Raw genomic sequence first — 23993 nt, 5'->3', positions numbered from 1 at the left:
CGCCCTGCCGTAGGAGCGGAGCTTGCCCGCGATGAGCGATAACGGGGGCTGACAGAGTTTCGCGTCGCCCGAATCGTGGGCAAGCCTCGCTCCTACAGGTGTTGCGTTGTTAACAGCAGCGAAGGCGGCCTGGTCGCCTGCTGCAATGATCGAAGATTTTCGGAGTTCGTCATGGCCATTAGCGTTCCCCTGAACGAGGTCACCAGCCCCAGCCTCAAGCAGCGCCTGGCGCGTGCCGAGCGGGTCAACCGCTGGAAGGCACAAGCCTTGATCGCGCCTCTGGTGCTGTTCCTGCTGCTGGTGTTTCTCGTGCCTATCGCAGCGCTGCTGTACAAGAGCGTCGGCAACCCGGAAGTGGTCGAAGGCATGCCGCGCACCGTGGTCGCCGTGGCCGGTTGGGACGGACGCGGCCTGCCGGCCGAGCCGGTGTACAAGGCACTGAGCGAAGACCTGGCCGAAGCGCGCAAGCAGCAAACCCTGGGCGACCTGTCCAAACGACTGAACATGGAGTTGGCCGGCTATCGCAGCCTGCTGACCAAAACCGCTCGTGCCCTGCCGTTCAAGGAGGAGCCGGCTTCCTATAAGGAAGCGCTGGAAGCCATCGACGAGCGCTGGGGCGACCCGGCCTACTGGCAGGCTGTACGCCGCAACACCAGCAGCCTGACCCCGTTCTACTTGCTGGCCGCCGTCGACCATCGAATCGACGACCTGGGGGAAATCGCCCCGGCGACCCCTGACCAGGCCATCTACCTGGATATCTTCGCCCGCACCTTCTGGATGGGCCTGGTGATTACCGGCATCTGCCTGGTGCTGGCCTACCCCCTGGCGTACCTGCTGGCCAATTTGCCGGCGCGCCAGAGCAACCTGCTGATGATTCTGGTGCTGCTGCCGTTCTGGACGTCGATCCTGGTGCGTGTGGCGGCGTGGATCGTGCTGCTGCAATCGGGCGGCCTGATCAACAGCGCGCTGATGGCCATGGGCGTGATCGACAAACCGCTGGAGCTGGTGTTCAACCGCACCGGGGTCTACATCTCCATGGTGCACATCCTGCTGCCGTTCATGATCCTGCCGATCTACAGCGTGATGAAAGGCATCTCGCCGACCTATATGCGTGCGGCGATTTCCCTCGGTTGCCACCCGTTCGCCAGTTTCTGGCGGGTGTATTTCCCGCAGACCTATGCCGGCGTCGGCGCCGGTTGCCTGTTGGTGTTCATCCTCGCCATCGGCTACTACATCACCCCGGCGCTGCTGGGCAGCCCGAACGACCAGATGGTCAGCTACTTCGTCGCCTTCTACACCAATACCAGCATCAACTGGGGCATGGCGACCGCGCTGGGCGGCCTGCTGCTGTTGGCGACCATCGTGCTGTATCTGATCTACAGCTGGCTGGTGGGCGCCAGTCGCCTGCGCCTGAGCTAAGGAGAGAATCGAAATGCTGAGTCCTTACATGTCGCCCGTCGAGCGGGTCTGGTTCTACAGCTTGCGGATTCTCTGCGGCTTGATCCTGTTGTTCCTGATCCTGCCGGTGCTAGTGATAGTGCCGTTGTCGTTCAACTCGGGCAGCTTCCTGGTGTACCCGCTGCAAGGCTTCTCGCTGCAGTGGTATCACGACTTCTTCGCCTCGGCGGAATGGATGCGCGCCCTGAAGAACAGCATCATCGTCGCCCCGGCGGCGACGGTGCTGGCGATGGTCTTCGGCACGCTGGCGGCGATCGGCCTGACCCGCGGCGACTTCCCCGGCAAGGCGCTGGTGATGGCGCTGGTGATTTCACCGATGGTGGTGCCGGTGGTGATCATCGGCGTGGCCAGCTACCTGTTCTTCGCGCCCCTGGGCATGGGCAACAGCTTCTTCTCGCTGATCATCGTCCACGCCGTGCTGGGCGTGCCTTTCGTGATCATCACGGTCTCGGCCACCTTGCAGGGCTTCAACCAGAACCTGGTGCGGGCCGCGGCCAGCCTCGGCGCCTCGCCGCTGACGGCGTTCCGCCGGGTGACCCTGCCGTTGATCGCGCCGGGGGTGATCAGCGGCGCGCTGTTCGCCTTTGCCACCTCGTTCGATGAGGTGGTGGTCACGCTGTTCCTCGCCGGCCCTGAGCAAGCCACCTTGCCCCGGCAGATGTTCAGCGGTATCCGCGAAAACCTCAGCCCGACCATCGCCGCCGCGGCGACGCTGCTGATCGCCTTCTCGGTGATTCTGCTGCTGACCCTGGAATGGCTGCGCGGTCGCAGCGAAAAACTGCGCACCGCCTCGGTCTGACAGCCACGGACAGATCGCTCCCACGCCGGCCGAGGGAGCGATCGGTTTCGGCATTCATCGCTGAAATAGCAGACAACCCCGAATCCCCAGCTACTCTTGTGCCAGCTCCCACCTTTATAAGAGGCCGCGCACATGAGTCTTTCCTCTTTCAAAATCGCCCACAAACTGCTCACCGGTTCTGCCGCCATCGAGCAACTGTCCACCGAGCTGAGCCGCCTGGATGTCGATAACCCGCTGATCGTTACCGATGCCGCGCTGGTCAAGTCCGGCACTGTGGAGCTGGCGTTGGCGCAGTTGGGCGGGCGTGATTACGAGATTTTCGACCGGGTGCTGCCCGACCCGGAAATCGCCATCGTCGAAGACTGCATGCAGGTTTACCGCGAAGGCGGGCACGACGGGCTGATCGGCCTGGGCGGCGGCAGCGCCATCGATATCGCCAAAAGTGTCGCGGCCTACGCCGGTTATCACGGCGCGCTGGAAGACCTGTTCGGTATCGACCAGGTGCCGCGCAAGGGGCCGCCGCTGATCGCCATCCCTACCACGGCCGGCACTGGCTCCGAAGTCACCAATGTGGCGATTCTCTCGGACAAGGTCGCGCAGCTGAAAAAGGGCATTGTCAGCGACTATCTGTTGCCGGATGTGGCGCTGGTCAGCCCGCAAATGACCCTGACCTGCCCGCGCAGCGTCACTGCCGCCAGCGGTGTCGATGCCCTGGTGCACGCCATTGAGTCCTACCTGTCGCTCAACGCCTCGCCCATCACCGACTCACTGGCCATTGGCGCCATCCGGCTGATCGTCCAGGCGCTGCCCAAGGCCTACGCCAATCCTGCCCACCTGCAGGCCCGCGAAGACATGGCCACCGCCAGCCTGATGGCCGGCATGGCCTTCGGCAACGCCGGGGTCGGTGCGGTGCATGCCCTGGCCTATCCGCTGGGCGGGCGTTTCAACATCGGCCATGGCGTCAGCAATGCCTTGCTGCTGCCGTACGTCATGACCTGGAACAAGATGGCCTGTGTCGAGCGCATGCAGGATATCGCCGAGGCCATGGGGGTGAAGACAGCTCATCTGAGCGCGGCCGAAGCTGCCGACAAGGCCGTCGAGGCCATGACCCAACTCTGCGCCGCGGTGGAGATTCCATCGGGGCTGCGCAGCTTCGGGGTGCCGGAGGAGGCCATTCCGTCCATGGCGGTGGAGGCCGCGGGGATCGAGCGCCTGATGCGCAATAACCCGCGCAGGTTGAGCCCAGGCGATATAGAGAAGATCTATCGCGCGGCTTACTGATCATCGCAGTCACGGTGCGCGCGCCAAAGCATGAGGTATACAATGCGCGCCACCGTGATTTCTGCTCAAAAAGGTGCGTCATGCAGCCCTTCGCTATTGCTCCGTCGATCCTCTCCGCCGATTTCGCCCGCCTGGGCGAGGAAGTGGACAATGTTCTCGCCGCTGGCGCCGATATCGTGCACTTCGATGTCATGGACAACCATTACGTACCCAACCTCACCATAGGCCCGATGGTCTGCGCCGCCCTGCGCAAGTACGGCATCACCGCGCCGATCGACGCCCACCTGATGGTGAGCCCGGTGGATCGCATCATCGGCGACTTCATCGAGGCCGGTGCGACTTACATCACCTTCCACCCGGAAGCCACGCTGCACGTCGACCGCTCCCTGCAAATGATCCGCGAAGGCGGCTGCAAGGCCGGCCTGGTGTTCAACCCGGCGACCCCGCTGGACGTGCTCAAGTACGTCATGGACAAGGTCGACATGATCCTGCTGATGAGCGTCAACCCGGGTTTTGGTGGCCAGAAGTTCATTCCGGGCACCCTCGACAAGCTGCGTGAAGCCCGTGCCCTGATCGACGCTTCCGGTCGCGACATCCGCCTGGAAATCGACGGCGGGGTGAATGTGAACAACATCCGCGAAATCGCTGCCGCGGGCGCCGATACCTTCGTGGCGGGCTCGGCGATCTTCAATGCGCCGAACTACCAGGAAGTGATCGAGAAGATGCGCGCCGAACTGGCGCTGGCTCGTCCATGAGCGGTTTCGAGCAGCTGTTCCCGGGGCGTCTGCCGCGGCTGGTGATGTTCGACCTGGATGGCACCCTGGTCGATTCGGTTCCCGACCTCGCGGCGGCCGTGGACGACATGCTGCTCAAACTGGGGCGCCCGCCTGCCGGTATCGAATCGGTGCGCGAATGGGTCGGCAACGGCGTGCAGATGCTGGTGCGCCGGGCTTTGGCCAATGACATCGCGGCGCAGGGCGTCGACGATGTCGAGGCAGAGCGCGGGCTGGAGCTGTTCAATAGCGCCTATGAGGATGGCCACGAACTGACCGTGGTCTACCCCGGCGTGCGCGACACCCTCAAATGGCTGCACAAGCAGGGCGTCGAAATGGCGCTGATCACCAACAAGCCGGAGCGTTTCGTCGCCCCCTTGCTGGATCAGATGAAGATCGGCCGTTATTTCCGCTGGATCATCGGTGGCGATACCCTGCCACAGAAGAAGCCCGACCCGGCGGCGCTGTTCTTCGTCATGAAAATGGCCAGTATCCCGGCCTCGCAATCGCTGTTCGTCGGTGACTCGCGCAGCGACGTGCAGGCAGCGAAAGCCGCGGGTGTGAAGTGTGTGGCATTGAGCTATGGCTACAACCACGGACGGCCGATTGCCGAGGAAATGCCGGCCCTGGTGATCGACGATCTGCGCCAGCTAATTCCCGGTTGCCTGGATCCGGCCGCTGAGATAACGTTGCCCGACGCTGTTCAATCCCCTCCTGGAAACGCCATCGTGGTGGTCACTCGCAAACTCTGGATGAAAGTCATCAAGGCCCTGGCCCGCTGGCGTTGGCGCGCCTGACTTGTTCCTGGCCGGTCTTCCGGCGCGTTTGCATACCTGACTGTCAGAACCTCAAGCCACGAGGCACCCCATGATCCGCGAAGAATTCCTGCGTTTGGCCGCTGCCGGCTACAACCGCATCCCGCTTGCCCGCGAAACCCTGGCCGACTTCGACACGCCGCTGTCGATCTACCTGAAACTAGCCGACCAGCCCAACTCCTACCTGCTGGAGTCGGTGCAGGGCGGCGAGAAGTGGGGTCGTTACTCGATCATCGGCTTGCCCTGCCGCACCGTGCTGCGGGTGCATGACCACCATGTCAGCGTGACCGTCGATGGCGTCGAGACCGAGAGCCATGACGTGGCCGACCCGCTGGCGTTCGTCGAAGAGTTCAAGGCGCGCTACCAGGTGCCGACCATCGCGGGCCTGCCGCGTTTCAACGGTGGCCTGGTCGGTTACTTCGGTTACGACTGTGTGCGTTACGTGGAGAAGCGCCTGGGCAAATGCCCGAACCCGGATCCGATCGGCGTACCGGACATTCTGCTGATGGTCTCCGACGCCGTGGTGGTGTTCGATAACCTCGCCGGCAAGATGCACGCCATCGTCCTTGCCGATCCGTCCCGGGACGATGCCTTCGAGCAAGGCCAGGCGCGTCTGCAGGCGTTGCTGGAGAAGCTGCGCCAACCCATCACCCCGCGTCCTGGCCTGGACTTCAGCAAGCAGCAGGCGGCCGACCCGGTGTTCCGCTCCAGCTTCACCCAGGATGACTACGAGCGTGCCGTCGACACCATCAAGGAGTACATCCTGGCGGGCGACTGCATGCAGGTGGTGCCTTCGCAGCGCATGTCCATCGACTTCAAGGCGGCGCCGATCGACCTGTATCGCGCCCTGCGTTGCTTCAACCCGACGCCTTACATGTACTTCTTCAACTTCGGCGACTTCCATGTCGTCGGCAGTTCGCCGGAAGTGCTGGTGCGGGTCGAAGACAACCTGATCACTGTTCGCCCGATCGCCGGCACCCGTCCACGGGGCGCCAGCGAAGAGGCGGACCTGGCGCTGGAGAAGGATCTGCTGTCCGACGACAAGGAAATCGCCGAACACCTGATGCTGATCGACCTGGGGCGCAACGACACCGGGCGGGTTTCCGAGATCGGTTCGGTGAAGCTCACCGAGAAGATGGTGATCGAGCGTTATTCCAACGTGATGCACATCGTCTCCAACGTCACTGGCCAGTTGAAAGCCGGACTGACTGCGATGGATGCGCTGCGGGCGATTCTGCCGGCGGGCACCTTGTCCGGCGCGCCGAAGATCCGCGCGATGGAAATCATCGACGAGCTGGAGCCGGTCAAGCGTGGCGTGTATGGCGGGGCTGTGGGTTATTTCGCCTGGAACGGCAACATGGACACCGCCATCGCCATTCGTACGGCGGTGATCAAGGACGGCGAACTGCATGTGCAGGCCGGTGGCGGCATAGTCGCCGACTCGGTGCCGGCGCTGGAATGGGAGGAAACCCTGAACAAGCGTCGCGCCATGTTCCGCGCGGTGGCCTTGGCCGAGCAGACGGCCGATAGCTGAGCCGGACAACGAGCGATAAAAAAACGCTGCCTCCTCACGGGGGCAGCGTTTTTTATTGCCTGCGGTTTAGAAGTCGAGGCTGACCCCGACATTGATGCCTTGCTGGGTGAAGTCATCGTCCTTGCGGATGTTGTAGCTGGCGCGCAGGGCCAGGTCCTGGGTGAGTTTGTGGCTGACCCCGAGGTTCAGGCGGTTCAGGTTGGTCTGCGGGGTATAGCCTTCCAGGGTGTAGTTGTTATCCGGCAGGCTGTTGAGGGCCATGGTCAGCTTCTGGGTGTCGTCCTCGTATTCCTTTTCGTGGGCGATTTCGCCGAACACCTGGGTTTGCTGGGTGATCTGATACTTGCCCTGCAGGCCGATGCCCAGGCGCCGCGAGGTGCGTTTCTGGTCGTCGAAGGTCAGGGCGGTGGAGTCGCTGCCGTCCTCGGAGTAACCGTCGACCTTGGCCCGCGCGTAGTCGGCGCTGATGAACGGCGACAGGTGCCACGGGCTGCTGGCCTGCTGCGCGATGTCGTAGCCCAGGCGAGCGCTGAAGGCCAGGATATCGCCGCTGGTGTCGCCTTTTTCTCCGCGTTCGTTGGGGCCCAGGTCGAATTTGCGCTTGAGGTTGTCGTAGTCCAGGTGCCCGGCGGTGGCTGCCGCGTCGGCCCACCAGCGGTTTTGCTGGTACTGGACGAAGGCGGTGCCCAGGTAGGTGTTGAGTTTGTAGTCCGAGTCGTTGCCGCCTGCTTCGAGCTTCTGCCGATAGGCGCCGGCCAGCACGCCTACTCGCCAGGCCTCGTTGAGCCGGTAGCTGCCACCGATGTTCAGGTTGAAGCCGTTGCCGTCGGCACTGGCGCCGCTGCGCTGGCTGTCGAAGTCCTGGTGCTGGCCGCCCGCGGCGACAATCGCCCGCCATTGACCAACGCCCTGCCAGTTTTCCCAATCGGCCTGCCATTGGTTACGCAGCTCATCCTGATGCGCGCGCAGGGTGCCTTGGGCCATTTCCGGGAGCAGGGTTATTTCCCAGGGCGCCGCCAGCAGGGAGTAAGCGTAATCGGCGATCAGCCGCTGGCCGGCTTCGGTGGGGTGGACCGAGTCGTTATAGATCAGCTTGCTCGGGTCCGGTGTGGCGCTGTGAAGGCCATAGCGGGCGTTTTCCGTACAGCCATTGCCACTGAAGCAGGTGGCGGTGAGGTTCTGGTCGGTGGCCAGGCCGAACTGCGCCGGGTTGGCGAAGCTTTCCTTCAAGAGCGCGGGAATGTTGAGGGGAATGACTTCGGCATCAACCGTCTGCAGCTGTCGGACCAGTTCGGTGTTGAATTGGGCGCTGAGCTGGGAAGTGAACCCTTGCAACGGGCTGCCGTTGATCGCCGGGGTCAGGCCTATGTCCGGTAGCAGCCAGACCATGATGTAGCGGGCGCCGGCCTGTTGCAGGGTCTGCACGCTGTCGACCAGGCGGCCGGCTGCGGCGTTGGCCTGGTCGAGGCTGGTGACGCGGCCCTGGAGGAAGTCGTTGCCGCCGCCCGACAGGTAGTACAGGGCATTCGGGTCGGCGCGGAAACTGTTGGCCACCAGATAACCCGGGCGGCTACGGCTGCCGGCGGTCGAGGTGGTGGTAATCGAATCGAGAATCTGGTCGGTGCGATAACCGCCGACCGCCCAGTTGTTGCCGTCAGGCAGGCCTTCGCTGGCGCGGGTGGCCGAGGTCGATGCGGCGAGCTGGTCGTCCGAGAACCCCAGCTTGGCGCCGAGCAATTGGGTCGAGTTGGCGGAGCGGAGTTCTCCGCTGCCATCCAGGTAGACCGGCCCGGTGCGGTTGGTAAAACGCTGGGTCGCTCCCGCGGGACCGCCGGGGTCGGCGAACTGCCCGGCATCGCTGAGGCTGTCGCCGAACACGATAAAGCTGGAATAAGGGGACGGCGCGGCTATCGCCTGGGCGCAGGCCAAGGACAAAAGACTGCTGGCAAGCGGGACAAACAACTTCTGTCTGATCATAAGTAAGTCCGTTTTATTTATTTTTGTATTGAACGAGACGACAGTACCAAAAACTTTTGTACATGAGCTATGGCCAAAGGCCGCATCGCTTGTTTGTCCGGGCGCGGGTCCCGCCATATTGCACCCTCTGCTCAGCTAAGTTACTGTGCCTGAACGTATGAATGAGACCTTCCCCGTGTTGATCGTCAGCAAACTCTTGATGCGAGTTGTTAAGGCACACGCCCGTTGGCGTTGGCGCGCCTAACTTTTCTCTGCCGGCCCGGCCGGACCTGTACCGCTTTGCCTTCTTTACCCCTGTTCGACTCCGCTTGTGCTGGTTGAGTGATTGCAACCTGCGGCGGGCACATCAGCGGGCAATCCACTGAAGGCTGTATTAAAAGTCAGTGAATTCAAGAGGTTGTAATTCCCATGTTGCTGATGATCGATAACTACGACTCCTTTACCTATAACGTTGTGCAATACCTTGGCGAGTTGGGTGCCGAGGTCAAGGTAGTGCGCAACGACGAACTGACCGTGGCTGAAATCGAAGCGCTCAACCCTGAGCGGATCGTCGTGTCGCCCGGCCCTTGCACACCAACCGAAGCCGGCGTGTCCATCGAAGCGATCAAGCATTTCGCCGGCAAGCTGCCGATCCTGGGCGTCTGCCTGGGTCACCAGTCCATTGGCCAGGCTTTTGGCGGCGACGTGGTGCGCGCGCGGCAGGTGATGCATGGTAAGACTAGCCCGGTATTTCACCAGGACAAGGGCGTATTCGCCGGTCTGAACCATCCGCTGACCGTGACCCGTTACCATTCCCTGGTGGTCAAGCACGACACCTTGCCGGACTGCCTCGAGCTGACCGCCTGGACCCAACTGGAAGACGGCTCCGTCGACGAGATCATGGGGCTGCGCCACAAGACGCTGAACATCGAGGGTGTGCAGTTTCACCCCGAATCTATTCTCACCGAGCAGGGCCACGAGCTGTTCGCCAACTTCCTCAAACAGAGCGGCGGCACGCGCTAAGGACTTTCCATGGATATCAAGACTGCCCTGAGCCGTATCGTCGGCCACCTCGACCTGAGCACCGATGAAATGCGCCAGGTCATGCGTGAAATCATGACCGGCCAGTGCACCGATGCACAGATCGGCGCCTTCATGATGGCCATGCGCATGAAAAGCGAAAGCATCGACGAAATCGTCGGCGCTGTTTCGGTCATGCGCGAGCTGGCGGACAAGGTCGAGCTGAAAACCCTCGACGGTGTGGTCGATGTGGTCGGCACCGGCGGTGACGGTGCGAACATCTTCAACGTGTCCACGGCTTCTTCCTTTGTGGTCGCAGCAGCCGGTTGCACGGTCGCCAAGCACGGCAACCGTGCGGTGTCCGGAAAAAGCGGCAGTGCCGACCTGCTCGAATCCGCCGGCATCTACCTGAACCTGACGCCGGTACAGGTCGCCCGCTGCATCGACAACGTCGGCATCGGCTTCATGTTCGCCCAGTCCCATCACGGTGCCATGAAGTACGCCGCCGGCCCGCGCCGCGACCTCGGCCTGCGCACCCTGTTCAACATGCTCGGCCCGCTTACGAATCCGGCCGGCGTGAAACATCAGGTGGTGGGGGTGTTCACTCAGGCGTTGTGCCGGCCATTGGCCGAGGTTTTGCAACGCCTGGGCAGCAAGCACGTGCTGGTGGTGCACTCTCAGGATGGCCTGGATGAGTTCAGTCTCGCTGCGCCGACCTTTGTCGCCGAGCTGAAGGACGACCAGATCACTGAGTATTGGGTACAGCCCGAAGACCTCGGCATGAAGAGCCAGAGCCTGTTCGGCCTGGTGGTCGAGAGCCCGGCGGCATCGCTCGAGCTGATTCGCGATGCCCTGGGGCGGCGCAAGACCGAGCATGGGCAGAAGGCGGCAGAGATGATCGTGCTCAATGCCGGTGCCGCGCTCTATGCGGCGGACCATGCCAGCAGCCTGAAAGAAGGTGTGGCCCTGGCCCATGATGCTTTGCACACCGGTCTGGCCCGCGAGAAGCTTGAGGAATTGGGCGCCTTTACCGCGGTATTCAAGCAGGAGAATGAAGGATGAGTGTGCCGACGGTTCTGGAAAAGATCCTTGCCCGCAAGGTCGAGGAAGTGGCTGAGCGTAGGGCGCGGGTAAGCCTGGCCGAGCTCGAAGGCCTGGCCCGTGCCGCGGATGCGCCGCGCGGCTTTGCCAAGGCACTGCTCGACCAGGCCAAGCTCAAGCAGCCGGCGGTGATCGCCGAAATCAAGAAAGCCTCGCCGAGCAAAGGCGTGATCCGCGAGCATTTCGTGCCGGCGGAAATCGCCAAGAGCTACGAGAAGGGCGGCGCGACCTGCCTGTCGGTACTCACCGACGTCGATTATTTCCAGGGCGCCGATGCCTACCTGCAGCAGGCGCGTGCCGCCTGTTCGCTGCCGGTGATCCGCAAGGACTTCATGATCGATCCGTACCAGATCGTCGAAGCCCGTGCCTTGGGTGCCGACTGCGTGCTGTTGATCGTGGCCGCGCTGGATGACGCCAAGATGGCTGAACTGGCGGCCGTGGCCAAAGGCGTGGGCCTCGATGTGCTGGTCGAAGTGCATGATGGTGACGAGCTGCAACGCGCCCTGAAAACCCTCGATACGCCGCTGGTGGGCATCAACAACCGCAACCTGCACACCTTCGAGGTCAATCTGGAGACCACCCTCGATTTGTTGCCGCAGATTCCGCGCGATCGTCTGGTGATCACCGAGAGCGGTATCCTCAACCGGGCCGATGTCGAGCTGATGGAAATCAGCGACGTCTACTCCTTCCTGGTGGGCGAGGCCTTCATGCGGGCCGAGAGCCCTGGCCTGGAACTGCAGCGCCTGTTCTTCCCGGAGCGTGGCGTTCCGGTGAGCGGTTCGACCCTGGACTGAACCTGAGTTGATGAAGAAGCCGGCGCCGCCGGCTTTTTTATACCTATCGCAAAGGACCTTTACTGCCATGACCCAGCCTCTTTCCCTGACCGTCGAAGCCGGCCTGCAGGCCGAACAGGATCTGCTCGCCCAGGTATGCACCGGTGATCGGGAGTACGGCCTGTTGTTCTGGCAGCCGAGCGACAGGGCCTTGGTGATGCCGCGACGCTTGAGCCGTTTGCCGGGGTTCGAGCAGGCATGCGAGGCGCTGGCCGCCAGTGGCTGGCCGGTGTTGTTGCGGGAAACCGGCGGGGAACCGGTGCCGCAATCGGCGGCGACGGTCAATATCGCGCTGGTCTATGCGCCGCCTCGCAGCGAGGGCGACCAGAACCGGATCGAAACCGGCTATCGCCGTTTGTGCCAGCCGATCTGCGACCTGCTTTCCGAGCTGGGGGGCGAACCCTCCCTGGGTGAAATCGAGGGCGCTTTCTGCGATGGCCGGTTCAACGTCAATCTCAACGGGCGCAAGATGGTCGGCACCGCCCAGCGTTGGCGCCAGAGCAAGGGCGGGACGCGTCCGGTGGGGTTGGTGCATGGCGCGCTGTTGCTGGATGACGAGCGGGAAACCATGGTGGCGGCGGTCAATCGTTTCAACCAGGCTTGTGGCCTGGAGCAGCGTTGCCGTGCCGAGAGTCATATCGCCTTGCATGAGGCGTTCGCCGCGCCGAATGCCATCGAGCGCCTGGATGCCCTGTATCGGCAGATGCTGGCGCAGTTCCTGCCGCTCTAACGGGTGCCGAACACCACCATGGTCTTGCCTTTGACGTGGACCAGGTTGCGTTCTTCAAGGTCCTTGAGCACCCGGCCGACCATCTCCCGTGAGCAGCCGACGATCCGCCCGATTTCCTGACGGGTCACCTTGATCTGCATGCCGTCCGGATGGGTCATGGCATCCGGCTGCTTGCACAGTTCGAGCAGGCAGCGGGCCACTCGCCCGGTGACATCGAAGAACGCCAGGTCGCCGACCTTGCGGGTGGTGTTGCGCAGGCGCTGGGCGATCTGGCCGCTGAGCACGTACAGAATGTCTGGGTCCTGTTGGGACAGCTCACGGAATTTCGCATAGCCGATCTCCGCGACCTCGCATTCGACCTTGGCCCGTACCCAGGCGCTGCGTTGCTGCTCGTGCCCGGCCTGTTCGAACAGGCCCAGCTCGCCGAAAAAGTCCCCGGCATTGAGATAGGCGATGATCATTTCCCGACCGTCATCGTCTTCGATCAGGATGGTGACCGAGCCTTTGATGATGAAGAACAGCGTGTCCGACTGGTCGCCGGCGCAGATGATGTTGCTCTTGGCCTGATAACGGCGGCGCTGGCAGTGCATCAACAGCTTGTCGAGGTTCTTGATCTTGGGTGTAGGGGCAAGAGCAACCATGGTTGTATCCCGAAAAGACAGCACGGTGTGATTTGGTTTTTTTATGGGGCGGTCAAGCAGGATCGCCGAAAGCTGGCAATGCGCCAGTGATTTGGCGTCAGCTTAACAGACGCATCCTTTGGGTAATTAAGATTTTTCCTATCGCGAGTGTGGCACCGGAACAGGCAAAGCGCTGCCATCCAAGGCCCTGTGCTAAGCTGGCGACCCTTTTTTAGCAGTGGAGTCTTGGCGATGAAGGCACGCATCCAATGGGCTGGCGAAGCCATGTTCCTCGGGGAATCGGGCAGCGGTCATGTGGTGGTAATGGATGGCCCGCCGGAAGCCGGTGGTCGCAACCTGGGCGTGCGCCCGATGGAAATGCTCCTGCTCGGTGTAGGCGGTTGCAGCAACTTCGACGTGGTCAGCATCCTGAAAAAATCCCGCCAGGCTGTCGAAAGTTGCGAAGCCTTCCTCGACGCCGAGCGTGCGACCGAGGATCCCAAGGTCTTCACCAAGATCCATATGCATTTCGTGGTCAAGGGCCGCGGGTTGAAAGAAGCCCAGGTCAAGCGCGCCATCGAGCTGTCGGCGGAAAAATACTGCTCGGCATCGATCATGCTCGGTGCGGCCGGGGTTGCCATCACTCACGATTACGAAATCGTCGAGCTCGGTTGAGTCTTCATCCAACCCTCCTGAATTTGCGGCAAAAGAAAGGGCGCTGAAAAAGCGCCCTTTTTTTGCCTGCGATCTGTATCGATCAGATCCGGTAAGTGCTTTTGGTCATGACCTTGGCCAGCAGGCTCATGCCGAATTTCACCGGCGCCGGGAAGCGGAATCCCCCTGCATCCAGGGCACTTTCGGCGTGTTGTTCTTCGTCGATGCGCATCTGTTCGAGAATCGCCCGGGATTTTTCATCCTCGGCCGGCAATTGCTCGAGGTGTTCGTTGAGGTGCTTGCACACCTGATCTTCAGTGGCAGCCACGAAACCCAGGCTGACCTTGTCGCTGATCAGCCCGGCCAACGCGCCGATGCCGAACGACATGCCGTAAAACAACGGGTTGAGCACACTGGTGTGGCTACCCAGTTGGTGAATGCGTTGTTCGCACCAGACCAGGTGGTCGATTTCTTCTTCCGCGGCATGCTCCATGGCGGCGCGCACTTGCGGCAGCTTGGCGGTCAGGGCCTGACCCTGGTACAGCGCCTGGGCGCAGACTTCGCCGGTATGGTTGATGCGCATCAGGCCGGCTACATGCTTGGTGTCCTCTTCGCTCATCTGCACGTCCGGCTGCACTATGGCAGGGGAGGGGCGATAAGGCTGGCCGCTGAAGGGCAGCAAGGTACGCATTGCCGCATCTGCCTGCAGCAGTAGACGGTCAATCGGCGAGTAGTGACGTTGGGTAGTCATGCTTACCTCCGGGAAGAATCACGGCGGCCAGTTTACCCCAATCGATGGGGCCAGGCCTGCGCTGGATCAGCACACTCTCGGCAAAACCGGGCGAGAAGTGTGCTGTCGCGCACTTTGGATGGGGATCAGCCCGGCGGCCAGTGCATCTGGCGCTGACCCAGAACGTGCATGTGAATGTGATACACGGTCTGGCCACCGAGTTCATTGCAGTTCATGACGACGCGGAAGCCCTCTTCGCAACCCAGTTCCCGGGCCAGGCGCTGGGCAGTGAACAGGATATGCCCGGCCAGCAGCTTGTCGTCTTCGGTCAGGTCATTGAGGGTGCGCACCGGCTTTTTCGGAACTACCAGGAAATGCACGGGGGCCTGTGGGGCGATATCGTGGAAGGCCAGAACCTGGTCGTCCTCGTAGATGATCTTCGCGGGTATTTCCCGGTTGATGATCTTGGTGAACAGAGTATCCACAGCTGTTTCTCCGTTGTGTTGGTCCGGGGTGAGTGTACTCAGGCAAGCCGAGTGCGCCCAGCCTTAGATGGTTGTCAGGTCAGCGCGGGCAATAGGCTTTGTTGACGGCGCCGGAAATCTTGCGGGTCAGCCAGCGCGAACCCAGGCGCGGGCTGAACGCGAACCAGCGGTTGCGGCGGCCGGGGATGATAATGGCGCGGTTCTTTTCCAGGGCGCGCACGGTGTACAGCGCGACTTCTTCCGGGCTCATCAGCAGTTTGCTGTCGTTAAGCTTGCTGGTGTTCAGCTGGGCAGTATCGAAGAAACCGGTGCGGGTCGGGCCGGGGCAGAGTACGGAAACCTTCACCGCATTGTTTTTCAGTTCCTCGCGCAGGCCTTCGGAGAAGTGCAGCACATAGGCCTTGCTGGCGTAGTAAGTGCTCATCCAGGGGCCGGGATAGAAGCCGGCGATCGAGGCGACATTGAGAATCTGCCCGCCGCCCTGCAAGGCCATGCTGTTGCCCAGTGCATGGCACAGCCGGGTGAGGGCCAGGATGTTCACTTCGATCAGGTCCTGCTCGGTCATCCAGTCCTGGGCGAGGAAGGGGCCGCAAGTGCCGATGCCGGCGCAGTTCACCAGCAGATCGATCTGCCGGTCGCCTTCCTCCAGCTCCAGCAGAAAACCCGACAGCCGCAATGGCTCGGACAGATCGCAGGCGCGGAACAGCACCTCCACACCAAAGCGCTGGGTCAACTCTATGGCGATGCTTTCCAGCTGATCACGCTGCCGGGCCACCAGGATCAGGTTGCGGCCGCGCCGGGCCAGCGCTTCGGCCAGGGCCAGGCCTATGCCGCTGGAGGCGCCGGTGATCAGAGCGTAACGGGTCATGCGGTTCTCCATTGCAACGGCCGGTTGCCTGTGGGGAAAAGTCCCAGGCAGCGGCGCGTCAATTCAATCCGATAGTCTACAGGTGGCCGGGGCGGGCTTGCTGCTTTCGCTGCGCCTGCCCATGGGCGCTCTAGACCGAGCTGAGCCCGCCAATGAGGGACAGCGGCAGAACGATTATCCACAGCGCGGCAAGCCCCTTGACCGCACCACTGTTTGGCGGGGGCGGTGCACCGTAACGGTTGGCGCCGGTGTTGCCCGGCAGGACCGCCAGCAGCAGTGGAAACACCGCGTACACAAAAGGCAGCAGGTTCAACAGCCAGAGCCAGCCCGACCAGCCCAGGTCATGCAGGCGCTGAACGGAAATGGTGATGTTCAGATAGGCGAAGGCCAGCGCCACGACGCCGAGGAAGATCATTCCCGTAACCTGCAGGCCGTTGCCAATCAGGGCCGCGGTCAGGAAACCGCCGACGAGGGTGGCCAGCAGGATCAGCGCCAGGGTCCAGGCGAGATAGCGCACGCGTCCGATACGGCCATCGACGGTGTAGAACTTCAGCTCGCCAAACTCGGGAAGGGGATCGCCCACTGTGGCTTGCGGCGGGGTGTAGGGCGAAGTGCCCGCGCCGGCCATGGGTTCTGGCGTCGGCGCAGGGGCCGGTCGTTGCCAGTCATTCGTCGTGCTGGGTTCTGCCTGGGGCGAGGCTACCGAAGGCGAACGGGGTGGCGTTGGCACTGCGGGAGCGGGCTGAGGTGCCGGTTGGCTGGCACCTGGGGCAAGATCCGGTTCGACGCGTGGGTCGATCCCGGCCTGGTTCAGCGCAGCGAGATAAATATCCGCGTCCTGCTGGGAGAGGTCGCGCTTGAGGGTGATGTTTTGCCCCTTGAACAGAGGCTCGATCGCGGCGATATCGCTTTTGAACAGCTTGGCGATTTTCTGCTTGGCATGTTCGAGGTCGACACCTGGAAGCAGAGCCCCGTCAAATACGATCTTGAAACGGTCTTGGCTCATGCAGGGCTTCCTTGTCGGCTATATAGAGAGGGCTTTCGCGAGGCAACAGTTTAAAGCCAGCCGTCCGTTGCTGGCTAAAAAACATCAGCGATTCAGCGCGGCCAGCGTTTTGGTAGCTGGGCGGCCAGCTCCTGGGCTGCACGGTATTCGGCGTCCAGGCGGGCGACCAGTTGATCGACGCTCGGCAAGTCATCGATTTCACCCACGCCTTGTCCGGCGGACCACACGGTTTTCCAGGCTTTGGCTTCGTCGCTGAGTGGCTTGAGTTTCGAGCCGAAGTTGACTTCGCCTTTACCTTGCAGGGCGGCAAGGTCGAAGCCGGCGCTTTCCAGGCTTTGGCGCATGAAGCTTGCCGGAACCCCGGAGACTGCCGCGGTGTGCACGATGTCGGCGGCCTTGGCGCTCAGCAGCATCTCCTTGTAGGCCTCCGGGGCATGGCTTTCCGTGGTGCCGATAAAGCGCGTGCCAAAGTAGGCGAGGTCGGCGCCGAGCAGCTGTGCGGCGAGGATCTCGTGGCCGTGGTTCAGGCAACCAGCCAACAGCAGCGTCTTGTCGAAGAACTGGCGGATTTCGGCGATCAGGGAGAAGGGGCTCCAGGTCCCGGCGTGACCACCGGCGCCGGCGGCTACGGCGATCAGTCCGTCGACCCCGGCTTCGGCGGCCTTTTCCGCATGGCGCCGGGTGGTGACGTCATGGAACACCAGGCCTCCATAAGCATGCACCGCATCGACCAGTTCCTTCACCGCGCCCAGGCTGGTGATGACGATAGGCACCTTGTGTTCGATGCAGATCGCCAGGTCGGCGTTCAGGCGTGGGTTGCTGTGATGCACGATCAGGTTGACGGCATAGGGCGCGGGGTTTTCCAGGGTCGCAAGGCCAGCTTCGATTTCTTCCAGCCAGGCCTTGAAGCCACTGCTTTCACGCTGGTTGAGGGCAGGGAAACTGCCGACCACACCGTTGCGGCAGCACGCCAGGACCAGTTGTGGGTTGGAAATCAGGAACATCGGCGCCGCCACGACAGGCAAGCGCAAGCGTTGTTCGAGCAGAGCGGGCAGCGACATTGGAAGTACCCCGAATAATAACGGCTAGTAGGAATTAGAACGGCCGGACGACGACCAGAATTACGATAGCCAGCAATACCAGAACTGGCACTTCATTGAACCAGCGGTAAAAGACATGGCTGCGGGTGTTTTCGCCACGGGCAAAACGTTTCACCTGGGCGCCGCACATATGGTGGTAGCCAATCAGGATGACCACCAGGGTCAGCTTGGCATGCATCCAGCCGCCCTGGCCGAAGTAGGCGCTGGGGTTCAGGCTCAGCAGCCAGATACCGAAAATCAACGTGGCGATCATCGCCGGCCCCATGATCCCGCGGTACAGCTTGCGCTCCATGATGCTGAAGCGTTCCTTGCTGATCGTATCTTCGCTTTGGGCGTGATAAACGAACAGGCGCGGCAGATAGAACAGCCCGGCAAACCAGCAGACCAGGCTGACGATGTGAAAGGCTTTGAGCCACAGATAGAGCATTTCGGTTATTCCCAGGTTCACGGAGCGACGATAGTAGAGGCAGGAGTGTCCGCACGTCACCTTGACGGTTGTCGCAGGGTCTTTCGGCCCCTATCATCGACGGCTTTCCAGTGGGTTCGTTGAGGGCAGGTTTATGGTCAAGGTCGGTATCGTCGGCGGCACGGGTTACACCGGTGTCGAACTGCTGCGTCTGTTGGCACAGCATCCGCAGGCTGAAGTGGTAGTCATCACTTCCCGATCCGAGGCGGGCCTTGCCGTTGCCGATATGTACCCGAACCTGCGAGGCCACTATGACGGCCTGGCATTCAGCGTTCCGGACATCAAGACCCTTGGTGCCTGCGATGTGGTGTTCTTCGCGACGCCGCACGGCGTTGCCCACGCCCTGGCGGGTGAGCTGCTGGCTGCGGGTACCAAGGTCATCGACCTGTCGGCGGATTTCCGTTTGCAGGACGCGGATGAGTGGGCCAAGTGGTACGGCCAGCCCCATGGCGCCCCTGAGTTGCTCGACGAAGCCGTCTATGGCCTGCCGGAAGTCAATCGCGAGCAGATCAAGAAGGCGCGCCTGATCGCTGTTCCGGGTTGCTACCCGACTGCTACCCAGCTCGGCTTCCTGCCATTGCTGGAGGCGGGGCTGGCCGACACTTCGCGTCTGATCGCCGACTGCAAGTCGGGTGTCAGCGGCGCTGGTCGAGGAGCCAGCGTTGGCTCCCTGTACTCCGAGACCTCGGAAAGCCTGAAGGCCTATGCGGTCAAGGGGCATCGTCACCTGCCGGAGATTCGCCAGGGCCTGCGCCGTGCGGCGGGCAAGGATGTCGGTCTGACGTTCGTGCCGCACCTGACGCCGATGATCCGCGGCATTCACTCGACGCTCTATGCCACTGTCGTGGATAAGTCGGTGGACCTGCAGGCGTTGTTCGAGAAGCGTTATGCCAACGAGCCGTTCGTGGATGTGATGCCGGCGGGCAGCCATCCGGAAACCCGCAGCGTGCGGGGCGCCAACGTATGCCGGATTGCCGTGCACCGTCCGCAGGATGGCGATCTGGTGGTCGTGTTGTCGGTGATCGACAATCTGGTCAAAGGCGCTTCGGGCCAGGCCGTACAGAACCTGAACATCCTGTTCGGTCTGGATGAACGCCTGGGCCTGTCCCATGCCGGCATGCTGCCTTAAGGCGTCTGCCTGCTTCAGCAAAAGGCCCGTTTACGGGCCTTTTTGCATTCTGCAGTGAGCCCCGGGCTTATTGATATACCGTAACAATAGTTGACCGCTTTTCTGGGAGAAGCGGATAATGCGCGTCATCACGCATTATGGCGGCGTAACGCCGGGAGATAGTCAGCATGAGCGTCGAATCCTTCACCCCCACGGCTTTGCAATTCACCCACGGTGCCGCGCACAAGGTGAAGAGCCTGGTCGATGAAGAGGGTAATGATCGCTTGAAGCTGCGCGTATTCGTTACGGGCGGCGGTTGTTCAGGGTTTCAGTACGGCTTCACTTTCGATGAAGAAGTCGCGGATGACGACACCATCGTCGAGCGCGAGGGCGTCAGCCTGGTGGTCGATCCGATGAGTTTCCAGTACCTGGCGGGTGCCGAGGTGGATTATCAGGAAGGTCTGGAAGGTTCGCGCTTCGTGATCAAGAACCCGAACGCCACGACCACCTGCGGTTGCGGTTCTTCGTTCTCGATCTGATCGCTGGTCAAGGTTTTATCAGGCGCCGCAGGGCTTTCGGGCTCTGCGGCGTTTTGCTGTCTGGCGATCAGGCAGGGTAGATCGCGCCCAATACACGCAGGCCGCGGGCACCGGTGACGCTTGGGCGGTTGGCGGCGATGCCTTCGAGGCAGCAGTGGGCCAGCCAGGCGAATGCCATGGCTTCAACCCAGTCCGGATCGACGCCGTGGGTGGCGGTACTGCTGACCTTGGTGTTGGGCAGCAGGCTGGACAGGCGACTCATCAAGGTCGCGTTGTGAGCGCCGCCGCCACAGACCAGCAGCTCCTGGGTATCGCTCTGTGCGACTTGCAGCGAGTGGACTATGGTCAGTGCTGTCAGCTCGAGGAGCGTTGCCTGTACGTTTTCGGGGGTAAAGGCCGGCAAGCGCGCCAGATGCCCCTGTAGCCATTCCAGGTTGAACACCTCGCGGCCAGTACTCTTTGGGCCTTGAGTGGCAAAGAACGGGTCGCTGAGCAGTGCATTCAGCAACTTAGGCTCGATCTGGCCGCTGGCGGCCCATTGGCCGTCGCGATCGAAGTTCTCTCCACGCTGGGCATTGATCCAGGCGTCCAGCAGAACATTGCCCGGGCCGCAATCGAAGCCGGCAACCGGCTTGTCGCTCTCGATCAGGCTCAGGTTACTGAAACCGCCGACGTTCAAGACTGCGCGCTTGCCGGCACTTCGATCAAAGAGTGCTTCATGAAAGGCCGGCACCAGTGGCGCGCCCTGGCCGCCGGCGGCGACGTCGCGGCTGCGGAAGTCGCTGACCACCGTGATTCCGGTCAGCTCTGTCAGCAGGGCCGGGTTGCCGATCTGGACCGTGAAACCGCGGGCTGGCTCATGGCGGATGGTCTGACCATGACTGCCAATAGCGCGGATGTCTGCGGGTTTCAGCTGCTGTTGAGCAAGGAGGCTATGAATGCCCTGGGCGGCCAGCTTTACCCAGTTCTGCTGGGCGATGGCGGAGCGGGCGATTTCATCGAGGCCGCTGGCGCACAAGCCAAGCAGCTCGGCGCGCAGGGATTCGGGCATGGGGGTGTAGTGCGTGGCGATCAGCCTGATCGCCGATGTTTGCTCGATGAGTGCGATATCCAGGCCATCAAGGCTGGTCCCGGACATCACACCTATATAGAGCGCCATGCTTAACGCTTGTTCGAAGCGAGCAGGGTGGCTTTTTCCTGATCCATCCGCGCCATCAGCGGCTGGCTTTGTTGCAGGAAGCGCGTGCGTTCCGCTTTGGCGATCGGGTCGGCCATTGGAAGCTTCTGGCCCAGTGGATCGACGTGAACACCGTTGACCTGGAACTCGTAGTGCAAATGCGGGCCTGTGGAAAGCCCGGTGGTGCCGATGTAGCCGATCACCTGGCCCTGCTTGACGGAGCCACCGGTCTTGACGCCTTTGGCGAAGCCTTGCATATGGCCGTACAGCGTGCGGTAAGCATTACCATGCTGGATGATCACGGTGTTGCCGTATCCGCCACGACGCCCGGCCAGGAGCACCTTGCCATCGCCGGCGGCCTTGATTGGCGTGCCGCGAGGGGCCGCGTAGTCGACGCCTTTGTGAGCGCGTATCTTGTTCAGGATCGGGTGCTTGCGGCCCATGGAGAAGCGCGAGCTGATACGCGCGAAGTCCACTGGCGTACGGATAAAGGCCTTGCGCATGCTATTGCCGTCAGCGGTGTAATAACTGCTCATGCCTTGTTTGTTGGTGTAGCGCACCGCGGTGTAGGTTTTGCCACGGTTGGTGAAGCGCGCAGAGAGAATGTTGCGAGAACCCACGGCTTTGCCATTGACGACGGTCTGCTCGTAGATCACGTCGAACTCGTCACCCGGGCGAATATCCTGGGCGAAGTCGATGTCGTAGCCAAAGACGCTGGCCATGTCCATTGTCAGGCTGTGAGAGAGGCCGGCGCGCGCTGCGGATTGCGACAGCGAACTGTTGATCACGCCATGAACGTAGGCCGTGCGGACCATGGGCTTGGCGGTGATACGGCTGAAGGCGAAGCCTTTTGGCCCTTTGGTCAGGGTGATGCTTTCCAGGTCGTTGACCTTGCTGTGCAGGTTGTTCAACTGGCCGTCCGGGCCCAGTTCGAACTCAAGCTTCTGGCCGCGTTTCAGCTGAGTGAACTGCTTGGCTTGCTTGTCGCTGGCCAACACGTCGTGCACCGAGGCGGCTGGCAGGCCGACCTTCTCGAATAGCGTGGAAAGGGTGTCGCCCTTGGCGACAATGACTTCCCTGTGATTAGGCGACTTCTTTTCTTCCACCACGGCCGGAGCAGGCTGTTCTTGAGCGGCTTCAGCGGTCTTTGCAGTGTCTTCGGGGCTGTTTTCGATTTGCGCGAACGGGGACGCTACGGCTTCATTTGTGGCTTGTACGGCGTCTGCGGCGTCTTGATCTTGTGTCAGTTGCTCGGCCGGGCTTTCCAGGTCAAGGCTCAGAGTTGTTCTTTTGGCTTCTACATCACTGGAAGGGAATACCAGGAGCGCCAGGCTGAGGAGGGCGGCGATACCACTTGCGGCGAGCAGGTGGGTCTTCGGATAAAGCGGCGGGGCTTTAGGCGGTTCTGTGGTCATAGGTGATTTTGACTTTGAAAAGATGAATTGGAAAAGATGAATGACATGATGAAGATGAAATAACTGTATAAAATATAACCAAATCATCTGTTAAGCAAGCCTGCGGACGTCCTGTTCGTGGAAAGCCATCCGTACGCCGGGCAAAACTTGTAATTGGGCGCTGATCTTGTATGGTTGGTTCCCTTTGAATCTGAGCCTTGCGGGTCTGTTATGAAGTCGGTTGAAGAGCAGCTAGCGCTGATCAAACGTGGTGCAGAAGAGTTGTTGGTCGAGTCCGAGCTGATCGAAAAGCTCAAGCGCGGCCAGCCGCTGCGTATTAAGGCTGGCTTTGACCCGACGGCGCCGGATTTGCACCTGGGTCATACCGTGCTTATTAATAAGCTGCGCCAGTTCCAGGATCTGGGTCACCAAGTGATCTTCCTGATCGGCGACTTCACTGGAATGATTGGTGATCCGAGCGGCAAGAGCGCAACCCGTCCGCCGTTGACTCGCGAGCAGGTGCTCGAGAATGCCGAGACTTACAAGAGCCAGGTGTTCAAGATTCTCGACCCGGCGAAAACCGAGGTGGCCTTCAATTCCACCTGGATGGACAAGATGGGGCCTGCAGACTTCATTCGTCTGACTTCCCAGTACACTGTTGCCCGCATGCTCGAGCGTGACGACTTCAACAAGCGCTACTCCACCAACCAGCCAATTGCCATTCACGAGTTTCTCTATCCGCTGGTTCAGGGTTATGACTCGGTGGCGCTGCGTGCCGATGTGGAGCTGGGCGGTACCGATCAGAAGTTCAATCTGTTGATGGGGCGTGAGCTGCAGCGCGGTTATGGTCAGGAAGCTCAGTGCATTCTGACAATGCCGTTGCTCGAGGGGTTGGATGGCGTCAAGAAGATGTCCAAGTCGCTGGGTAACTATGTAGGTATCCAGGAAGCGCCAGGCGTCATGTACGGCAAGCTGGTTTCCATTCCGGATGTCTTGATGTGGCGTTACTTCGAGTTGCTGAGCTTCCGCTCTATGGATGAGATCCTTTCCTTTAAGGCGGATGTCGAAGCGGGTGCTAATCCGCGGGATATCAAGATCAAGCTGGCTGAAGAGATCGTTGCGCGCTTCCATGGTGAAGAGGCCGCGGCGAATGCTCATCGTGCGGCGGGTAACCGTATGAAGGATGGTGAGCTGCCGGATGATCTGCCTGAGATCGAGCTGGCTGCTACTGAGGATATGCCGATCGCGGCTGTCCTTAATAAGGCTGGCTTGGTAAAGAACTCGGCAATGGCGCGTGATCTGCTCGGCTCGGGTGGTGTGCGTGTAGATGGTGAAGTGGTTGATCGTGCCTTTATATGGGCAATCGGCTCGACTCATGTTTGCCAGGCTGGAAAGAAGGCTTTTGCACGTATTACGCTTAAATCCGAATAAAACTGAAAATAGGTGTTGACGGCGAATTATATCTCTCTATAATTCGCCCCACTTCCGGCGCAGTCGAAACGGAAAACTCCTTGATATTCAACGAGTTATGCAGTTTTCGACAGCG

Annotated in this window: 24 protein-coding genes; 14 read left to right on the top strand and 10 right to left on the bottom strand. The window is 61.4% G+C overall.

Annotated elements, in window-relative coordinates:
- Positions 1-171: 171 nt before the first annotated feature.
- The 6 genes from ACTJKT_RS19030 to trpE all read left to right on the top strand — a co-directional run bounded on the left by ACTJKT_RS19030 (position 172) and on the right by trpE (position 6660).
- The gene (locus ACTJKT_RS19030; RefSeq protein WP_009045872.1) at positions 172-1419 is read left to right on the top strand and encodes an ABC transporter permease; all 1248 of its coding nucleotides are present in this window, start codon (positions 172-174) and stop codon (positions 1417-1419) included.
- A gap of 13 nt (positions 1420-1432) precedes the next feature.
- Complete coding sequence (locus ACTJKT_RS19025) at positions 1433-2257, top strand: ABC transporter permease (protein WP_440788160.1); 825 nt, start codon at positions 1433-1435, stop codon at positions 2255-2257.
- Between the two features lie 132 nt (positions 2258-2389).
- Positions 2390-3538 (top strand): iron-containing alcohol dehydrogenase, encoded by a 1149-nt coding sequence (locus ACTJKT_RS19020; protein ID WP_097306722.1) that lies wholly within the window; start codon positions 2390-2392, stop codon positions 3536-3538.
- A gap of 80 nt (positions 3539-3618) precedes the next feature.
- Entirely contained in the window at positions 3619-4293 is a 675-nt protein-coding gene (gene rpe, locus ACTJKT_RS19015) for a ribulose-phosphate 3-epimerase (protein WP_025807374.1), read from the top strand.
- On the top strand, positions 4290-5108 hold the full coding sequence (locus ACTJKT_RS19010) for a phosphoglycolate phosphatase (protein WP_038575340.1): 819 nt from the start codon (positions 4290-4292) through the stop codon (positions 5106-5108). The genes rpe and ACTJKT_RS19010 overlap by 4 nt, the downstream gene beginning before the upstream one ends.
- A gap of 70 nt (positions 5109-5178) precedes the next feature.
- Entirely contained in the window at positions 5179-6660 is a 1482-nt protein-coding gene (trpE, locus tag ACTJKT_RS19005) for an anthranilate synthase component I (RefSeq protein WP_440788159.1), read from the top strand.
- A gap of 66 nt (positions 6661-6726) precedes the next feature.
- Here trpE and estP read toward each other — a convergent pair whose 3' ends face one another.
- The gene (gene estP / locus ACTJKT_RS19000; protein WP_440788158.1) at positions 6727-8637 is read right to left on the bottom strand and encodes an esterase EstP; all 1911 of its coding nucleotides are present in this window, start codon (positions 8635-8637) and stop codon (positions 6727-6729) included.
- Positions 8638-9045: 408 nt separating this feature from the next.
- Here estP and ACTJKT_RS18995 point away from each other — a divergent pair, with 408 nt between their 5' ends.
- The 4 genes from ACTJKT_RS18995 (at position 9046) to ACTJKT_RS18980 (ending at position 12300) form a co-directional block, all read left to right on the top strand.
- Positions 9046-9639, top strand: a complete 594-nt coding sequence (locus ACTJKT_RS18995; RefSeq protein ID WP_007930170.1) for an aminodeoxychorismate/anthranilate synthase component II — start codon at positions 9046-9048, stop codon at positions 9637-9639.
- A gap of 9 nt (positions 9640-9648) precedes the next feature.
- On the top strand, positions 9649-10698 hold the full coding sequence (trpD, locus tag ACTJKT_RS18990; protein WP_007930171.1) for an anthranilate phosphoribosyltransferase: 1050 nt from the start codon (positions 9649-9651) through the stop codon (positions 10696-10698).
- Positions 10695-11531: an indole-3-glycerol phosphate synthase TrpC gene (gene trpC / locus ACTJKT_RS18985; protein ID WP_053279598.1), complete on the top strand. Its 837-nt coding sequence runs from the start codon at positions 10695-10697 to the stop codon at positions 11529-11531. The genes trpD and trpC overlap by 4 nt, the downstream gene beginning before the upstream one ends.
- Before the next feature lie 67 nt (positions 11532-11598).
- Positions 11599-12300 (top strand): lipoate--protein ligase family protein, encoded by a 702-nt coding sequence (locus ACTJKT_RS18980; RefSeq protein ID WP_440788157.1) that lies wholly within the window; start codon positions 11599-11601, stop codon positions 12298-12300.
- Here the strand turns inward: ACTJKT_RS18980 and crp are convergent.
- Positions 12297-12941: a cAMP-activated global transcriptional regulator CRP gene (gene crp / locus ACTJKT_RS18975; protein WP_025804009.1), complete on the bottom strand. Its 645-nt coding sequence runs from the start codon at positions 12939-12941 to the stop codon at positions 12297-12299. The two genes, ACTJKT_RS18980 and crp, sit on opposite strands and share 4 nt — an antisense overlap.
- 231 nt (positions 12942-13172) lie before the next feature.
- Here crp and ACTJKT_RS18970 point away from each other — a divergent pair, with 231 nt between their 5' ends.
- Positions 13173-13595 carry an OsmC family protein gene (locus ACTJKT_RS18970; RefSeq protein WP_009045862.1) on the top strand — a complete coding sequence of 141 codons (423 nt, stop codon included), beginning with the start codon at positions 13173-13175 and terminating at the stop codon, positions 13593-13595.
- 82 nt (positions 13596-13677) lie between these two features.
- Here ACTJKT_RS18970 and coq7 read toward each other — a convergent pair whose 3' ends face one another.
- The 6 genes from coq7 to hemJ all read right to left on the bottom strand — a co-directional run bounded on the left by coq7 (position 13678) and on the right by hemJ (position 18190).
- A complete protein-coding gene (gene coq7, locus ACTJKT_RS18965) occupies positions 13678-14325 on the bottom strand; it encodes a 2-polyprenyl-3-methyl-6-methoxy-1,4-benzoquinone monooxygenase (RefSeq protein ID WP_440788156.1) in 648 nt (215 codons plus the stop codon).
- Between the two features lie 125 nt (positions 14326-14450).
- Complete coding sequence (locus ACTJKT_RS18960) at positions 14451-14789, bottom strand: histidine triad nucleotide-binding protein (RefSeq protein WP_007930180.1); 339 nt, start codon at positions 14787-14789, stop codon at positions 14451-14453.
- 79 nt (positions 14790-14868) lie between these two features.
- The gene (locus tag ACTJKT_RS18955; protein WP_440788155.1) at positions 14869-15657 is read right to left on the bottom strand and encodes an SDR family NAD(P)-dependent oxidoreductase; all 789 of its coding nucleotides are present in this window, start codon (positions 15655-15657) and stop codon (positions 14869-14871) included.
- A gap of 130 nt (positions 15658-15787) precedes the next feature.
- The gene (locus ACTJKT_RS18950) at positions 15788-16663 is read right to left on the bottom strand and encodes a DUF805 domain-containing protein (protein ID WP_440788154.1); all 876 of its coding nucleotides are present in this window, start codon (positions 16661-16663) and stop codon (positions 15788-15790) included.
- Between the two features lie 92 nt (positions 16664-16755).
- The gene (locus ACTJKT_RS18945; protein ID WP_440788153.1) at positions 16756-17724 is read right to left on the bottom strand and encodes an NAD(P)H-dependent flavin oxidoreductase; all 969 of its coding nucleotides are present in this window, start codon (positions 17722-17724) and stop codon (positions 16756-16758) included.
- A 34-nt stretch (positions 17725-17758) separates the two neighbouring features.
- A complete protein-coding gene (hemJ, locus tag ACTJKT_RS18940; protein ID WP_007930191.1) occupies positions 17759-18190 on the bottom strand; it encodes a protoporphyrinogen oxidase HemJ in 432 nt (143 codons plus the stop codon).
- Positions 18191-18323: 133 nt separating this feature from the next.
- On the opposite strand from hemJ, the gene argC reads away from it, so the two are divergent.
- Together argC and erpA are read left to right on the top strand one after the other, a co-directional pair.
- Positions 18324-19358 carry an N-acetyl-gamma-glutamyl-phosphate reductase gene (gene argC / locus ACTJKT_RS18935; RefSeq protein WP_124325629.1) on the top strand — a complete coding sequence of 345 codons (1035 nt, stop codon included), beginning with the start codon at positions 18324-18326 and terminating at the stop codon, positions 19356-19358.
- Between the two features lie 167 nt (positions 19359-19525).
- Positions 19526-19876: an iron-sulfur cluster insertion protein ErpA gene (erpA, locus tag ACTJKT_RS18930; protein WP_007906865.1), complete on the top strand. Its 351-nt coding sequence runs from the start codon at positions 19526-19528 to the stop codon at positions 19874-19876.
- A 67-nt stretch (positions 19877-19943) separates the two neighbouring features.
- Here the strand turns inward: erpA and ACTJKT_RS18925 are convergent, their stop codons facing one another.
- Both ACTJKT_RS18925 and ACTJKT_RS18920 read right to left on the bottom strand, forming a co-directional pair.
- Positions 19944-21035, bottom strand: coding sequence for an anhydro-N-acetylmuramic acid kinase (locus ACTJKT_RS18925; RefSeq protein ID WP_440788152.1), 1092 nt, complete (start codon positions 21033-21035; stop codon positions 19944-19946).
- Positions 21036-21037: 2 nt separating this feature from the next.
- Positions 21038-22468 (bottom strand): peptidoglycan DD-metalloendopeptidase family protein, encoded by a 1431-nt coding sequence (locus ACTJKT_RS18920; RefSeq protein ID WP_440788246.1) that lies wholly within the window; start codon positions 22466-22468, stop codon positions 21038-21040.
- Between the two features lie 210 nt (positions 22469-22678).
- On the opposite strand from ACTJKT_RS18920, the gene tyrS reads away from it, so the two are divergent.
- Positions 22679-23878, top strand: a complete 1200-nt coding sequence (gene tyrS, locus ACTJKT_RS18915; protein WP_440788151.1) for a tyrosine--tRNA ligase — start codon at positions 22679-22681, stop codon at positions 23876-23878.
- The last annotated feature ends 115 nt before the right edge of the window (positions 23879-23993 follow it).

Source organism: Pseudomonas sp. 22526 (assembly GCF_052044735.1).
GTDB lineage: Bacteria > Pseudomonadota > Gammaproteobacteria > Pseudomonadales > Pseudomonadaceae > Aquipseudomonas > Aquipseudomonas piscium.
Note: the sequence above shows the minus strand (reverse complement) of the source record. Positions and strands in the feature narration are given on the sequence as shown.